General features: G+C 59.0%; 15 protein-coding genes. 8 read left to right on the plus strand and 7 right to left on the minus strand.

Going from position 1 to position 14,678, the window contains the following annotated elements:
- Nucleotides 1–77 precede the first annotated feature (77 nt).
- Nucleotides 78–647, plus strand: coding sequence for a helix-turn-helix domain-containing protein (locus tag LGM20_RS11425; RefSeq protein ID WP_023289901.1), 570 nt, complete (start codon nt 78–80; stop codon nt 645–647).
- Nucleotides 648–657: 10 nt separating this feature from the next.
- Here LGM20_RS11425 and LGM20_RS11430 read toward each other — a convergent pair whose 3' ends face one another.
- A complete protein-coding gene (locus LGM20_RS11430; RefSeq protein WP_032429169.1) occupies nt 658–825 on the minus strand; it encodes a hypothetical protein in 168 nt (55 codons plus the stop codon).
- A gap of 33 nt (nt 826–858) precedes the next feature.
- Between LGM20_RS11430 and LGM20_RS11435 the strand changes: the two genes are divergently transcribed.
- Nucleotides 859–2,820, plus strand: coding sequence for a peptidase U32 family protein (locus tag LGM20_RS11435; protein WP_044523518.1), 1,962 nt, complete (start codon nt 859–861; stop codon nt 2,818–2,820).
- A gap of 12 nt (nt 2,821–2,832) precedes the next feature.
- Here the strand turns inward: LGM20_RS11435 and LGM20_RS11440 are convergent, their stop codons facing one another.
- From LGM20_RS11440 to LGM20_RS11460, 5 genes are all read right to left on the minus strand, one after another.
- Nucleotides 2,833–3,066 (minus strand): DUF2554 family protein, encoded by a 234-nt coding sequence (locus LGM20_RS11440; RefSeq protein ID WP_032428865.1) that lies wholly within the window; start codon nt 3,064–3,066, stop codon nt 2,833–2,835.
- Between the two features lie 149 nt (nt 3,067–3,215).
- A complete protein-coding gene (locus tag LGM20_RS11445) occupies nt 3,216–3,497 on the minus strand; it encodes a hypothetical protein (RefSeq protein ID WP_044523516.1) in 282 nt (93 codons plus the stop codon).
- A 96-nt stretch (nt 3,498–3,593) separates the two neighbouring features.
- Nucleotides 3,594–3,719, minus strand: a complete 126-nt coding sequence (locus tag LGM20_RS11450; RefSeq protein ID WP_044523515.1) for a DUF2474 domain-containing protein — start codon at nt 3,717–3,719, stop codon at nt 3,594–3,596.
- Nucleotides 3,719–4,729 (minus strand): cytochrome d ubiquinol oxidase subunit II, encoded by a 1,011-nt coding sequence (gene cydB, locus LGM20_RS11455; RefSeq protein ID WP_044523513.1) that lies wholly within the window; start codon nt 4,727–4,729, stop codon nt 3,719–3,721. The genes LGM20_RS11450 and cydB overlap by 1 nt, the downstream gene beginning before the upstream one ends.
- Nucleotides 4,729–6,126 carry a cytochrome ubiquinol oxidase subunit I gene (locus tag LGM20_RS11460; RefSeq protein ID WP_004202782.1) on the minus strand — a complete coding sequence of 466 codons (1,398 nt, stop codon included), beginning with the start codon at nt 6,124–6,126 and terminating at the stop codon, nt 4,729–4,731. The genes cydB and LGM20_RS11460 overlap by 1 nt, the downstream gene beginning before the upstream one ends.
- A gap of 720 nt (nt 6,127–6,846) precedes the next feature.
- On the opposite strand from LGM20_RS11460, the gene LGM20_RS11465 reads away from it, so the two are divergent.
- From LGM20_RS11465 to patD, 6 genes are all read left to right on the plus strand, one after another.
- Nucleotides 6,847–8,259, plus strand: a complete 1,413-nt coding sequence (locus LGM20_RS11465; RefSeq protein WP_044523512.1) for an aminotransferase-like domain-containing protein — start codon at nt 6,847–6,849, stop codon at nt 8,257–8,259.
- A gap of 305 nt (nt 8,260–8,564) precedes the next feature.
- Entirely contained in the window at nt 8,565–9,710 is a 1,146-nt protein-coding gene (gene ydcS / locus LGM20_RS11470) for a putative ABC transporter substrate-binding protein YdcS (protein WP_023289895.1), read from the plus strand.
- A 16-nt stretch (nt 9,711–9,726) separates the two neighbouring features.
- On the plus strand, nt 9,727–10,740 hold the full coding sequence (locus LGM20_RS11475) for an ABC transporter ATP-binding protein (protein ID WP_004202778.1): 1,014 nt from the start codon (nt 9,727–9,729) through the stop codon (nt 10,738–10,740).
- Between the two features lies 1 nt (nt 10,741).
- Nucleotides 10,742–11,671 (plus strand): ABC transporter permease, encoded by a 930-nt coding sequence (locus LGM20_RS11480; RefSeq protein ID WP_044523510.1) that lies wholly within the window; start codon nt 10,742–10,744, stop codon nt 11,669–11,671.
- Nucleotides 11,661–12,467, plus strand: coding sequence for an ABC transporter permease (locus LGM20_RS11485; protein ID WP_017900483.1), 807 nt, complete (start codon nt 11,661–11,663; stop codon nt 12,465–12,467). Before LGM20_RS11480 ends, LGM20_RS11485 begins: the two co-directional genes overlap by 11 nt.
- Nucleotides 12,468–12,489: 22 nt before the next feature.
- Nucleotides 12,490–13,917: an aminobutyraldehyde dehydrogenase gene (patD, locus tag LGM20_RS11490; protein WP_044523509.1), complete on the plus strand. Its 1,428-nt coding sequence runs from the start codon at nt 12,490–12,492 to the stop codon at nt 13,915–13,917.
- Nucleotides 13,918–14,258: 341 nt separating this feature from the next.
- Here patD and LGM20_RS11495 read toward each other — a convergent pair whose 3' ends face one another.
- Entirely contained in the window at nt 14,259–14,381 is a 123-nt protein-coding gene (locus LGM20_RS11495) for a small membrane protein (RefSeq protein ID WP_004175940.1), read from the minus strand.
- Nucleotides 14,382–14,678 lie beyond the last annotated feature (297 nt).

Consider the following 14,678-nt stretch of genomic DNA (forward strand, 5'->3'; position numbering starts at 1 on the left):
GGCCCGCGATGCCGCTAATCGCCCTGTTGAATCAGGCAAATGGAGGTATACTCTGGGCTGAAAAATCAGGAGGTAGGATGAATATTGCGCAACACCTGGCGGCCACCCTCAAAAATCTGCGTCAGCAGCGCGGCTGGAGCCTGTCGCGTCTGGCGGAAGAGACCGGGGTGTCGAAAGCCATGCTCGGGCAGATTGAGCGGAATGAATCGAGTCCGACGGTCGCGACGCTGTGGAAGATTGCCACCGGGCTGAACGTGCCGTTTTCGGCGTTTATCGTTCCGGATGACGGCGCGGCGCCCTCCGCGTTTGACCCGCAGCAGCAGGCGATGGTGGTGACCCCGGTCTTCCCGTGGGACCCGGAGTTGCGCTTTGATCATTTCTCGATAACCCTTGCTCCCGGGGCGCTGAGCGAATCGACGCCGCATGAGCAAGGGGTGATTGAGCATGTTGTCGTGATTAGCGGTACCCTGGATCTCTGCTTACAGGGGGAGTGGCACTCGCTGCAGGCGGGTGAGGGTCGGCGCTTCGCCGGCGATGCGGCGCATGCCTACCGGAACAGCGGCGCCCAGGCGGCTCATTTCCATTCGCTTATCCACTATCCAAAAGAAAAAACCGCGGGCGAACCCGCGGCCAGACAAGATGACTGATGATAACCACTCACAACGTGACGAGGAAAATCCGGAATACGTGATGACAGTACTCTGTACGGTGATTTGAGGGAAATATCTTTTCCTTCAATACTTTGCTGAAAACTGAAAATTCGTCGTCCCGCGACGGCGGAAAAGGTTTTCGTCTGCGCCCGGTTCTGACTACAATAGCCGCCATTTCGACCCCCTTATACTGGATAACAACACGCGTATGCGCCTGCACAGTCATCGTCTTGAACTTCTTAGTCCTGCCCGCGACGCCGGTATCGCTCGCGAAGCGATCCTTCACGGCGCCGACGCCGTTTATATCGGTGGACCTGGCTTTGGCGCCCGCCACAACGCCAGCAACAGCCTGAGCGACATCGCCGGTCTGGTGCCTTTCGCCCATCGCTTCGGCGCCAAGGTCTTTGTGACGCTGAACACCATTCTGCATGACGATGAGCTGGAGCCGGCGCAGCGGCTGATTACCGACCTTTACGACGCGGGCGTCGATGCGCTGATTGTCCAGGATATGGGGATCATGGAGCTGGACCTGCCGCCGATCGAGCTGCACGCCAGCACCCAGTGCGACATCCGCAGCGTGGAGAAAGCAAAGTTTCTCTCAGACGCCGGTTTCAGCCAGATCGTGCTGGCGCGCGAGCTGAACCTCAGTCAAATCAAGGCCATCTACGATAATACTGACGCCACCATCGAATTCTTTATCCATGGCGCGCTGTGCGTGGCCTATTCCGGCCAGTGCTACATTTCCCACGCCCAGACCGGACGCAGCGCCAACCGCGGCGACTGCTCGCAGGCCTGCCGCCTGCCGTATACCCTGAAGGACGATCAGGGGCGAGTGGTGGCCTATGAAAAACATCTCCTGTCGATGAAAGACAACGACCAGACCGCCAACCTGGCGGCGCTGATCGATGCCGGGGTGCGCTCCTTCAAAATCGAAGGCCGTTACAAAGACATGAGCTACGTGAAAAACATCACCGCTCACTACCGCCAGATGCTGGACGCCATCATTGAAGACCGCGGCGATCTCGCGCGCGCCTCGGCAGGGCGCACCGAGCATTTCTTTATCCCGTCCACCGATAAAACCTTCCACCGCGGCAGCACCGATTACTTCGTTAATGCCCGTAAAGGCGATATCGGCGCCTTTGATTCGCCAAAATTTATCGGACTGCCGGTGGGCGAAGTGCTGAAGGTGGGTAAAGACCATCTCGACGTCGAGGTCAGCGAACCGTTAACCAACGGCGATGGCCTTAACGTGATGATTAAGCGTGAAGTGGTGGGCTTCCGCGCCAATACCGTGGAAAAAACCGGCGAAAATCGCTATCGGGTGTGGCCGAACGAGATGCCTGCGGATCTGCACAAAGTGCGCCCGCATCAGGCGCTCAACCGCAACCTCGATCACAACTGGCAGCAGGCGCTGCTGAAGACCTCCAGCGAACGCCGCATCGCCGTAGACGTCACCCTAAGCGGCTGGCAGGAGCAGCTGGTTCTCACCATGACCTGTGAAGATGGCGTCAGCGTGACCCACACCCTTGACGGGGAGTTCGCCGAAGCTAACCAGGCGGAGAAAGCGCTGGCCAAACTCCGTGACGGTGTCACAAAACTGGGGCAAACCATTTACTATGCGCGCGAGGTGCAGGTTAATCTGCCGCCGCTGTTTGTGCCCAACAGCCTGCTCAACCAGCTGCGGCGTGAAACGGCCGAAATGCTGGATGACGCGCGGCTCAACGCCTGGCAGCGCGGCACCCGTAAGCCGGTCTCTGTGCCGCCGCCGGTCTACCCGGAGACCCATCTCTCCTTCCTCGCCAACGTCTATAACCACAAGGCGCGGGCGTTCTACCAGCGCTATGGCGTGCAGCTGATTGACGCCGCCTATGAAGCCCACGAAGAGAAGGGCGATGTGCCGGTGATGATCACTAAACATTGCCTGCGCTTTGCCTTCAATCTCTGTCCGAAACAGGCGAAAGGCTCCATCAAGAGCTGGAAAGCCACGCCGATGCAGCTGATCCATGGCGATGAAGTGCTGACCCTGAAGTTTGACTGCCGTCCGTGCGAAATGCACGTGGTCGGCAAGATCAAAAACCATATCCTCAAAATGCCGCACCCGGGTAGCATCGTGGCCTCCGTCAGCCCGGACGAGCTGATGAAGACCCTGCCGAAGCGCAAAGGGGCCTGATCCGCGGCGACGCTACTGGCTGTGTGATGCCCGCGGTTTGCGGGCGTCCTGCCAGCGGTGGTGCTCGCGCAGGTCGGCGGCGTTCTCTTCGCACCGGCTGCGAAGCTCATCGCTATCCGCCTCGTGCAGCAGCTGCTGCTCGAGGCTCTGTACCGGAAAGTAATCGTGCCCCTGACGGTGGGCCAGCAGATGCCCGGAAAAAAGCGCGCACAGCAACAGCAGGGCGCTCATGCTTCTCCTCAACATACCTTTTCTCTGTGAATCAATGGCGTGGGCTTACTATGCCAGGCGCTGTGCAGGTTTTTTTCCCGGTTTATCAAAGAAGGGCAAGGGTTTGTCAATGTCTGCTGAAAGAGGGTGAAAAAAGCCTGGCGCAGAAGGCCAGGCGTGAGGGATTACGCTTTTGGCGGCAGTGGTTTCCCGCTGTGCTCACCGCCTTTTGGCGGCTGCTTACCACCATGCTGCGGTTGTTTGCCGTCTCGTTGCGGCTGCTTGCCATCATGCCGCGGCTGCTTGCCGTTGTGTTGCGCTTGCTTACCGTCGTGCTGGCCGTTTTTCGCCGCCGATTTACCCTGATGCTGTGCGCTTTTTTCTGGCGGCGGCGGGTTGTCGGCAGCGAAAGCCCATGACGATATTCCCAGCGTCATCGCGGCAGACAGTAAAGCTAACTTCTTCATAGCAATATCCTTTCTTCTGATGTGTCCGCGTATTTCAGCAGGTAAAAGTGAAGACAAGATGGAGAGCTCCGGATCCGGATGACTCTGCATCCTGGTTCAAACTTTAAGACCCGCGGCGGTCATCAGCAGGCGAAACAGCAGGCTGATGGCGGCCAGCGTCAGCACGCTGCCTCCCCACAGCGCGATCAGCCACAGCAGACGTGTGGACCAGACGGTTTTCATCAATGATAACCCTCCCCTGGCTGGACTTTGCCGCGGAACACGTAATAGCTCCAGCAGGTATAGCCAAGAATAACCGGAATAATCAGCAGCGCGCCCACCAGCATAAAGCCCTGGCTTTGCGGCGGGGCGGCGGCCTGCCACAAGGTAATCGATGGCGGAATAATATGCGGCCAGATGCTGATCCCCAGGCCGCTAAAGCCGAGAAACACCAGGCCCAGCGTTAGGGTGAAAGGCGAGACATGGCGTTCGTGCAGAGGCAGTGTGCGCCACAGCCAGGCGCTAATCAGGAGCACCAGCAGCGGCACCGGCAGCAGGAAATAGAGATTCGGCAGGCTGAACCAGCGGGCGGCGATCGCCGGGTGCGCCAGCGGCGTCCACAGGCTGATGACGGCAAACACCGCCAGCAGGGCAACCAGCAACTGTCGCGACGCGCTGCGCATCCGCTGCTGCAGCGCGCCTTCGCTCTTCATCACCAGCCAGGTAGCGCCGAGCAGCGCATAGGCCACGCACAGCCCGAGTCCGCAAAACAGGCTGAACGGGGTCAGCCAGTCAAACATGCCGCCGCTGAAGGCGCGACCGCTGACGGTAAAACCGTCGATCACCGCTCCGACCACCACGCCCTGGCTGAAGGTCGCCAGCAGGGAACCGCCAAAGAAGGCGCGGTCCCAGAATGGCCGGTGCGACGGCGTGGCCTGGAAACGAAATTCAAAGGCCACGCCGCGAAAGATCAGGCCGATCAGCATCAGGGTCAGGGGGATCGACAGGGCGTCGATTATCACCGCGTAGGCGAGGGGAAAGGCGCCAAACAGACCGGCGCCGCCCAGCACCAGCCAGGTCTCATTGCCATCCCATACCGGGGCGACGCTGTTCACCATCACGTCGCGCTCTGTGCTGCCCCGGACCGTGCCGAACAGCATGCCAATGCCCAGATCAAAGCCGTCCATGACGATGTACATCAGCGTGGCAAAGACGATAATCACGAACCAGATCACCGATAATTCGATACCCATTAGCGAGACTCCTTCTGCAGATAACCTTCAGTAGCGGCGGACAGCGGGCGGGCTGGCGTACCGGTTGTCGCGGGTTGCACCTCCTGCGGCCCCTTGCGGATCAGGCGCAGCATGTAGCTGTAGCCGACCCCGAAGACGGCGCTGTAAACCACAATAAAGGTCAACAAACTGACCGACATATGCAGATCGCCGTGGGCGGAAACCGCCTCGGCGGTGCGCTGAACGCCATACACCACCCATGGCTGGCGGCCCACTTCGGTGGTCACCCAGCCGGCGAGAATCGCAATCAGTCCTGAGGGGCCCATCCACAGGGCAAAGCGCAGAAACGGCCGCGAGTGGTACAGCCGGTCGCCGCGGCGCAGCCACAGGGCCAGCGCCCCGAGCAGCAGCATCAGCATGCCGAGACCAGCCATCAGGCGAAATGACCAGAACACCACGGTGGAGTTTGGGCGATCCTCAGGGGCGAACTCCTTCAGCGCCGGCACCTGTTTATCCAGGCTGTGGGTGAGGATCAGACTGCCCAGCGCCGGGATCTCAAGCCCGTAGCGGGTGCGCTCCTGTTCCATATCTGGCCAGCCAAACAATAGTAACGGCGTCGGCTCGCCGGGCGGGTTTTCCCAGTGGCCCTCAATGGCGGCGATTTTTGCCGGCTGGTGTTTCAGGGTGTTCAGGCCATGCATATCGCCGATCAGCGCCTGGACCGGCGCAACCAGCAGCGTCATCCATAGCGCCATGGAGAACATCTTGCGGATCGCTGGCGACTGATTGCCGCGCAGCAGATGCCAGGCCGCCGAGGCGCCGACGAACAGCGCGCTGCTGAGAAATGCCGCCACCGTCATGTGCAGCAAGCGGTAGGGGAACGACGGGTTAAAGATCACCGCCAGCCAGTCGACGGGCACCACCTGGCCATCGACGATCTCAAACCCCTGCGGGGTTTGCATCCAGCTGTTGGAAGCGAGGATCCAGAAGGTCGAGATGATAGTCCCCAGCGCCACCATGCAGGTGGCGAAAAAGTGCAGCCCCGGCCCCACGCGGTTCCAGCCGAAGAGCATGACCCCGAGAAAACCGGCTTCCAGAAAGAACGCCGTCAGGACTTCATAGGTCAGCAGGGGGCCGGTGATGCTGCCCGCGAACTGCGAAAAACCGCTCCAGTTAGTGCCGAACTGATAGGCCATCACCAGCCCGGACACCACTCCCATACCGAAGTTGACGGCGAAGATCTTCGACCAGAAATGGTACAGCGAGCGCCAGGTGGGATTTTTGCTTTTCAGCCACAGGCCTTCGAGAACCGCCAGGTAGCTTGCCAGGCCAATGGTGATGGCGGGAAAGATAATATGAAACGAGACCGTAAAGGCGAATTGAATTCGCGCCAGATGGAATGCATCAAGACCGAACATGCAGGACTCCACAACAAAATTGATTCAGCGCAATTTTAGGCAGGGTGGCGGCAAGGGGGCAGAGGCAGTCGGTTCATTTTTTATCATAACAGTTGGCGGCTGTTATGATCTTTTTGCCGGTCTCCGGGGACCGCCAACATAGAGATCCCTCGGGGGAACAGCGTCATTTTTAACGCTGAAAGCAAAGCCAGATTGTTGGCCAGGAAAATATTAATAATCTATTTCACTGTATTATCGTAGTCTTACGGATCAGCTTAGACCTGTAGCTGAGCGGGAAAGCGCGGTCGTTTAATTTTTGTGAGCAATATCCTCTAATTACGACAGATATAGCATTTTATTATCTGTTCTTTATTAATGAATTTAACGTCTGCACACGTTTGTTAGTATGAGAATCAGTAAAAAGGATGAGTCAGTTAATTATGAATTAAATAATTTTAAATTGTCGTGTTTAGCCGTGCTTTGTATTTTATTCTCAGGATATCAATAAAAGGGAATGGTCATGTCAGAAAAAGGATTACATAGCTTATGTATTACCATCGGTATCATGTTCATTTTTTGGTTATGCATCATATCGTTTTTTTGGACAATTTTCTCGTGAACCTTTCCTGCGGGCGTTCTGTGTGACCGGGTTACGCTGTTTTACATAACAGTTACTTAAAAGTGTTAATTTATAACAACTGATATATGATAAAGGGAGGTTGCAGCAAGGAAAGGGTGACAATGAAAAAGTATCAACAGCTGGCGCAGCAGCTGACCGACCAGATCGCGCTTGGCGTCTGGTTGCCGGGCGATCGGCTCCCCTCGCTGCGCGAGCAGGTGGTCAGCAGCGGCATGAGCTTTATGACCGTCAGCCATGCCTATCAGCTACTGGAAAGCCAGGGGCGCATCGTCGCCCGACCGCAGTCGGGATATTACGTCGCCCCCCAGCCGGTGAAGCTTCGTCAGCCGGCGCCGCCTGCTCAGGTGACCCGCGATGAAGCGGTCGATATCAATACTTACATCTTTGAGGTGCTCCAGGCCAGCCGCCAGGCGTCAATGCTGCCCTTTGCCTCGGCCTTCCCGGACCCGCGTCTCTTCCCACTCCAGCAGCTTAACCGTTCGCTGGCGCAGGTGAGTAAAACCGCCACCGCCATGAGCGTGATTGAGAACCTACCGCCGGGCAACGCGGAGCTACGGCACGCCATTGCCCGGCGTTATGCCCTGCAGGGGATGAACGTCTCGCCCGACGAGATCGTCATTACCGCCGGAGCGCTGGAGGCGCTAAACCTCAGCCTGCAGGCGGTGACCGAGCCCGGCGACTGGGTGGTGGTGGAAAATCCCTGTTTCTACGGAGCCCTGCAGGCGCTGGAGAGGCTGCGTCTGAAGGCGCTGTCGGTGGCCACCGACGTCAAAGAGGGCATTGACCTGACGGCGCTGGAGGCGGCCCTGCAAAACTATCCGGTCAAGGCCTGCTGGCTGATGACCAACGGCCAGAACCCGCTCGGCTTCACCCTCAGCGCCGAAAAAAAAGCAGCGCTGGTGGCGTTGCTGGCGCGCTATGACGTGATGCTGATTGAAGATGATGTTTACAGCGAGCTCTACTTTGGCCGCGAGAAGCCGTTGCCGGCGAAGTTCTGGGATCAACAGGATATGACGCTGCACTGCAGTTCGTTTTCAAAATGTCTGGTGCCCGGCTTTCGCATCGGCTGGGTGGCGGCCGGGAAACAGGCGCGGCGGATCCAGCAGCTGCAGCTGATGAGTACGCTCTCCACCAGCTCGCCGATGCAGTTAGCCCTGATGGATTACCTGTCGACCAAACGCTATGACGCCCATCTGCGCCGTCTCCGTCGCCAGCTGGCGGAACGTAAACAGCAGGCCTGGCAGGCGCTGCTGCGCCATCTGCCGCCGGAGGTCACTATCCATCACAGCGACAGCGGCTATTTTCTGTGGATCGAACTACCGGAAGGGGCCGACGCCAGCGTGCTGAGCGCCAGGGCGCTGGCGTCGCACATCAGCATCGCCCCGGGAAAAATGTTCTCCACCTCTGCCAGCTGGACCTCGTTTTTCCGCTTTAATACCGCCTGGGGCTGGGGAGAACGCGAAGAGCAGGGGGTGAAGCGCCTGGGCGAGCTAATTCGTGAGCAGCTTTCCTGATCGCTTTGACTATTTTTCGCCGCGATAAACAATCGCTAAAAATAAACGAAGATGGATTTTTATCGAGGCCGGTCATTATTTTACCGGCGCTCACCATAGGAAATACGCATACCCCTCCTTTTTCTCTAACTCGTTGTCTATAATCCATAAAGTCAGTCTTGTGTTGGCGATTTTTGCGTAATGCGTCCCGGGTCACAACCTGAATAAATTCCCCCGAGGGCGTTAATCCGCTGACTACCCTTATTTCAGGAGATATTTTTACGGCACGGCTGCCGCTAATTCCCTTGTGACAGGAGTAACACCTGATGAGCAAAAAATTGGCCCGTTGCAGCCTTTATGTGCTGGGGATGGCCTGCCTGACCGTCCAGGCGGCTGAGCCACTCACCTCGCTGGATAAACCGGAAGGGCGGCTGGATATTATTGCCTGGCCGGGGTATATCGAACGCGGTCAGACCGACAAGCAGTACGACTGGGTCAGCCAGTTTGAAAAGGAGACCGGCTGTCAGGTTAATGTGAAAACTGCCGCCACCTCTGACGAAATGGTTAGCCTGATGGCCAAGGGTGGCTACGATCTGGTGACTGCCTCGGGCGATGCTTCGCTGCGTCTGATCATGGGCAAACGCGTTCAACCTATTAACACAGCGCTGATTGCCGGGTGGCACACTCTCGACCCGCGCATTGCGCAAGGGGCATGGTTTAACGTCGGGGGCAAAGTTTACGGCACGCCGTATCAGTGGGGACCGAATCTGCTGATGTACAACACCCGCGTATTCCCGACGCCGCCGGACAGCTGGAGCGTGGTCTTCGTGAAGCAGGATCTTCCGGATGGCAAAACCAATCAGGGGCGGGTGCAGGCCTATGATGGCCCGATCTATATCGCCGACGCTGCGCTGTTTGTCAAAGCCACCCAACCGCAGCTGGGGATCGAAGATCCCTATCAACTGACCGAAACCCAGTACAACGCGGTGCTGAAGGTGCTGCGTGACCAGCAACCGCTGATCCACCGCTACTGGCATGACGCCACCGTGCAGATGAACGACTTCAAAAACGAAGGGGTGGCCGCCTCCAGCTCGTGGCCCTATCAGGCCAACGGCCTGAAGGCGGAAGGCCAGCCTGTCGCTACCGTATTTCCGAAGGAGGGGGTGACCGGCTGGGCGGATACCACCATGCTGCACAGCGAGGCGAAGCACCCGGTCTGCGCTTATAAATGGATGAACTGGTCGCTCACGCCGAAGGTGCAGGGCGATGTAGCGGCCTGGTTCGGCTCGCTGCCGGTGGTGCCTGAGGGCTGTAAAGCCAGCGCGCTGCTCGGAGAGAAGGGCTGTGAGACCAACGGCTACGACCAGTTTGCCCGCATCCACTTCTGGAAAACGCCGGTTGCCGAGGGGGGGAAATACGTTCCCTACAGCCGCTGGACGCAGGACTACATTGCGATAATGGGCGGCCGCTAAGGATCGGAGGCAAACAATGACGTACGCGGTCGAGTTTCAGAATGTATCGCGCCTGTATGGCGATGTGCGGGCGGTGGACGGGGTCAGCATTGGTATCCGCGACGGCGAGTTTTTCTCCATGCTGGGACCTTCGGGCTCGGGGAAAACCACCTGCCTGCGGCTGATTGCCGGTTTTGAGCAGCTCTCCGGCGGCACCATCCGGATCTTCGGTCAGCCGGCCAGCGAGCTGCCGCCCTGGCAGCGGGACGTCAATACCGTGTTCCAGGACTATGCGCTTTTTCCCCATATGTCGATCCTCGACAATGTCGCTTACGGCCTGATGGTCAAAGGCGTGGCGAAGAAAGCGCGCCATGCCCGCGCCCAGGAGGCGCTGGAGAAGGTGGCCCTCGGTTTTGCGCACCATCGCAAGCCCTCCCAGCTCTCTGGCGGTCAGCGGCAGCGGGTCGCCATCGCCCGGGCGCTGGTGAACCAGCCGCGGGTGCTGCTGCTCGACGAGCCGCTGGGCGCCCTGGATTTAAAGCTGCGCGAGCAGATGCAGGTGGAGCTGAAAAAGCTGCAGCAGTCGCTGGGGATCACCTTCATCTTCGTCACCCACGACCAGAGCGAAGCGCTGTCTATGTCCGATCGCGTGGCGGTGTTTAACAACGGGCGCATTGAGCAGGTGGATGCCCCGCAGGATCTTTATCTGCATCCGAAGACCGCCTTTGTCGCCGGTTTTGTCGGCACCGCCAACGTCTTTGAGGCCGAGGCGGCCCGGCGGCTATGCGGCCTGGCGGGCTGCTGGTCGCTGCGCCCGGAACATGTTCGCCTGCAGGGCGGCGGCGAAGTGCAGGTGCAGGGTGTGGTGCAGGCGGTACAGTATCAGGGGGCGGCAACGCGGATCGAGCTCCGGCTGGCGGATGGCGACAAGCTGCTGGTCAGCCAGGCCAATATCGACGGCGCGGCGGCGGCGAGCGTTCCGCGAACCGGGCAAACGGTGCAGGCGTCATGGTCGCGTGCGGCGATGACCCCGCTGGAAAGCGGAGGCTGAGATGACCATGGCGATTGTTCCTGCGCAGGCCGGACGCGTATCGGGGATCTTCTGGCGCCGGCCGGCGCTGGGCCTGTTTTTGCTGCTGCTTGGGCCGTTGATGTGGTTTGGCATCGTCTATCTGGGATCGCTGCTGACCCTGCTGTGGCAGAGTATCTATACTTTTGATGACTTCACCATGTCGGTGACCAGCGACTTCACGCTGGCCAATCTGCTGGCGCTGTTCAACCCTGCCAACTACGACATTATCGTTCGCACCCTGGTCATGGCGCTGTGCGTGACGCTGGCCAGTGCTCTGCTGGCGCTGCCGATGGCCTGGTATATGGCGCGCTACACCAGCGGCAAAATGAAGGCCTTCTTTTATATCGCGGTCATGTTGCCGATGTGGGCCAGCTATATCGTCAAAGCCTACGCGTGGGTGCTGCTGTTGGCCAAAGATGGCGTGGCGCAGTGGTTTCTCGGCCATCTCGGGCTGGAAGGGGCGCTGAACGCTCTGCTGACCGTCCCGGCGGTGGGCGGCAACACCTTATCCACCTCCGGACTCGGACGCTTCCTGGTCTTCGTCTACATCTGGCTGCCTTTTATGATCCTGCCGGTGCAGGCGGCGCTGGAGCGTATCCCGGGCTCTTTGCTGCAGGCCTCGGCCGATCTTGGCGCCGCCCCGCGGCAGACCTTCCGCTACGTGGTCCTGCCGCTGGCTATTCCCGGGATTGCCGCCGGGTCTATCTTCACCTTTTCGCTGACGCTGGGCGATTTTATCGTGCCGCAGCTGGTCGGCCCGCCGGGGTACTTTATCGGCAATATGGTTTACTCGCAGCAGGGGGCGATCGGCAATATGCCGATGGCGGCGGCGTTTACCCTCGTGCCGATCGTGCTGATTGCCCTTTATCTGGCGTTCGTGAAACGTCTGGGAGCCTTCGATGCACTCTGAACGCGCACCCTGGTATCTGAAACTGGCGACATGGGGCGGGGTGGTCTTTCTCCACTTTCCGCTGCTGATCATCGCCATCTATGCTTTTAATACGGAAGATGCCGCCTTCAGTTTTCCGCCGCAGGGGCTGACGCTGCGCTGGTTCAGCGAGGCGGCAGGGCGCAGCGATATTCTGGAGGCAGTGACGTTGTCACTTAAAATTGCCGCCCTGTCGACGGCCATCGCCTTAGTGCTTGGCACGCTTGCTGCAGGAGCCCTGTGGCGGAGCACCTTTTTTGGTAAGAACGCGGTGTCGCTACTGCTGCTGCTGCCCATCGCCCTGCCGGGGATTATTACCGGCCTGGCGCTCCTGACCGCCTTTAAAGCGGTAGGCCTTGAACCTGGTCTGCTGACCATCGTGGTGGGGCACGCGACCTTCTGCGTGGTGGTGGTGTTTAACAACGTCATCGCCCGCTTCCGCCGGACCTCCTGGAGCCTGGTGGAGGCCTCGATGGATTTGGGGGCGACCGGCTGGCAGACCTTTCGCTACGTGGTGCTGCCCAATCTGGGATCGGCGCTGCTGGCGGGCGGGATGCTGGCATTCGCCCTGTCATTTGATGAAATCATCGTCACGACTTTTACCGCGGGGCATGAGCGAACTTTGCCGCTGTGGTTACTGAATCAGCTGGGGCGGCCGCGAGATGTGCCCGTCACCAACGTTGTCGCGCTGTTGGTGATGCTGGTAACAACGATACCAATCTTAGGGGCCTGGTGGCTCACCCGCGACGGCGATAACGTCGCCGGAAACGGGAAATAAAACCATGAAACAGGATAATGCTATGCAACACAACCTATTGATAAACGGTAAGTTAGTGGCAGGTGAAGGCGAGAAGGTGCCGGTATACAACCCTGCGACCGGCGATGTGATCCTGGATATTGCCGAAGCGACAGCGGCCCAGGTGGATGCCGCCGTTGAGGCGGCGGATCGGGCGTTCGACGCCTGGAGCCAGACGACGCCGAAAACGCGCGCGGAATGTCTGCTGAAGCTGGCGGATGCCATCGCGGCGCAGGCGGAGACCCTGGCGCAGCTGGAGTCGCTGAACTGCGGCAAGCCGCTGCACTGCGTGCTTAACGATGAGATGCCGGCCATTGCGGACGTTTTCCGCTTCTTCGCCGGCGCCGCCCGCTGCCTGCCGGGAATGGCGGCCGGAGAGTATCTGGAAGGGCATACCTCGATGATCCGTCGCGACCCGGTGGGCGTGGTGGCCTCCATCGCGCCGTGGAACTATCCCCTGATGATGGCGGCCTGGAAGCTGGGCCCGGCGCTGGCGGCAGGCAACTGCGTGGTGATAAAACCCTCCGAGATCACCCCGCTGACGGCGCTGAAGCTGGCTGAGCTGGCAAAAGATATTTTCCCGGAAGGGGTGGTCAACGTACTGTTCGGCCGCGGCAAAACGGTGGGCGATCCGCTGACCGCCCACGCGAAAGTGCGAATGGTTTCCCTGACCGGGTCGATTGCCACCGGCGCGCATATCATCGGCCATACCGCCTCGTCGATTAAACGTACCCATATGGAGCTGGGCGGTAAGGCGCCGGTCATCGTCTTTGACGACGCGGATATCGATGCGGTGGTGGATGGCGTTCGGACCTTCGGGTTTTACAACGCCGGCCAGGACTGTACGGCCGCCTGCCGGATCTACGCCCAACAGGGTATTTATGAGCAGCTGGTGGAGAAGCTCGGGGCGGCGGTGGCCAGCCTGAAAATGGGGGCGCCGGAGGATGCCGCCACCGAGCTGGGACCGCTGAGCTCGCTGGCCCATCTTGAGCGCGTCAGCGCCGCGGTGGAAGCCGCCAAGGCGCTACCGCATATTAAAGTGGTGACCGGCGGCAATCGGGCGGACGGCGCGGGCTATTATTTCCAGCCGACGCTGCTCGCCGGCGCCCGGCAGGAAGACGCCATCGTGCAGCGCGAAGTGTTTGGCCCGGTGGTCAGCGTGACGCCTTTCAGCGATGAAGCGCAGGCCCTGAGCTGGGCAAATGACTCCCAGTATGGTCTGGCCTCTTCGGTGTGGACGAAAGATGTTGGCCGCGCCCACCGGCTCAGCGCCAGGCTGCAGTATGGCTGCACCTGGGTCAATACCCACTTTATGCTGGTGAGTGAAATGCCGCATGGCGGCCAGAAGCTGTCGGGCTATGGGAAAGACATGTCGATGTATGGCCTTGAGGATTACACCGTGGTCCGCCATGTGATGGTTAAACATGGCTAACGGATTGACCCATAAGCGGCAACGAATGATTACGCAATGGGTGTGTTAGTTCGCTAATAGTCACGATGGCAAAAATGGTTAAAACTCGCGGCGGGGAATGTGAGATTATTCTGATACCCCTTCAAGAGCTAAGCCATCGTGAGTGCCGGAGATAAGCGCCGGATGGGGTTCGCCAGTCACCCTGGGCGCGTCGCGCCCGGCGGGTGAGGCGGCAACGTCGCGGTTTGCGACCCAATACCGGCCCCTGCCTGATGGCAGGGGCTTTTTTTATGTCCGCACTAAGCCAGGAAGAGGAGTATGCCAGCGATGCTGGCGCAGGAAGGAAATCGCGTTAACCGTGTTCAGCGCTTGGTTTTTTTGCTCGGCAAGCTGGCGCTGCGACGGTCCCGTATATAGGAAATAAGATTATACACCGCCGCGACCAGCAGGATCAGCGCGATGACCAGGGTGATGATTCCGGACATATCCACCTCGAAATATAAAAGCGCACAGCGCTAAAAACATTACCAATAGTTATGAATGTAAGTATTCTCTGAAGAGAAGGCAAATGATATTTGTTGTCATTTAGCGCTATTTGGGGCCCTCGCCAGCGAGGCCTGACATGAAAAGGTTAAGTTACAACGGCTTGTAGCCGCCTTTTATCTTATTAAGATCCAGCGCCTGCGCGGTATATCGCATTTTCGGCCAACGCGCTATAATCTTTTGGTTTGCGATTGGTGAAATATTATCTTTATCAGACGAATCAGATTGCGCTGAACAGA

Origin of the sequence: Klebsiella quasipneumoniae subsp. quasipneumoniae, assembly GCF_020525925.1 — a bacterium.
Lineage (GTDB): Bacteria > Pseudomonadota > Gammaproteobacteria > Enterobacterales > Enterobacteriaceae > Klebsiella > Klebsiella quasipneumoniae.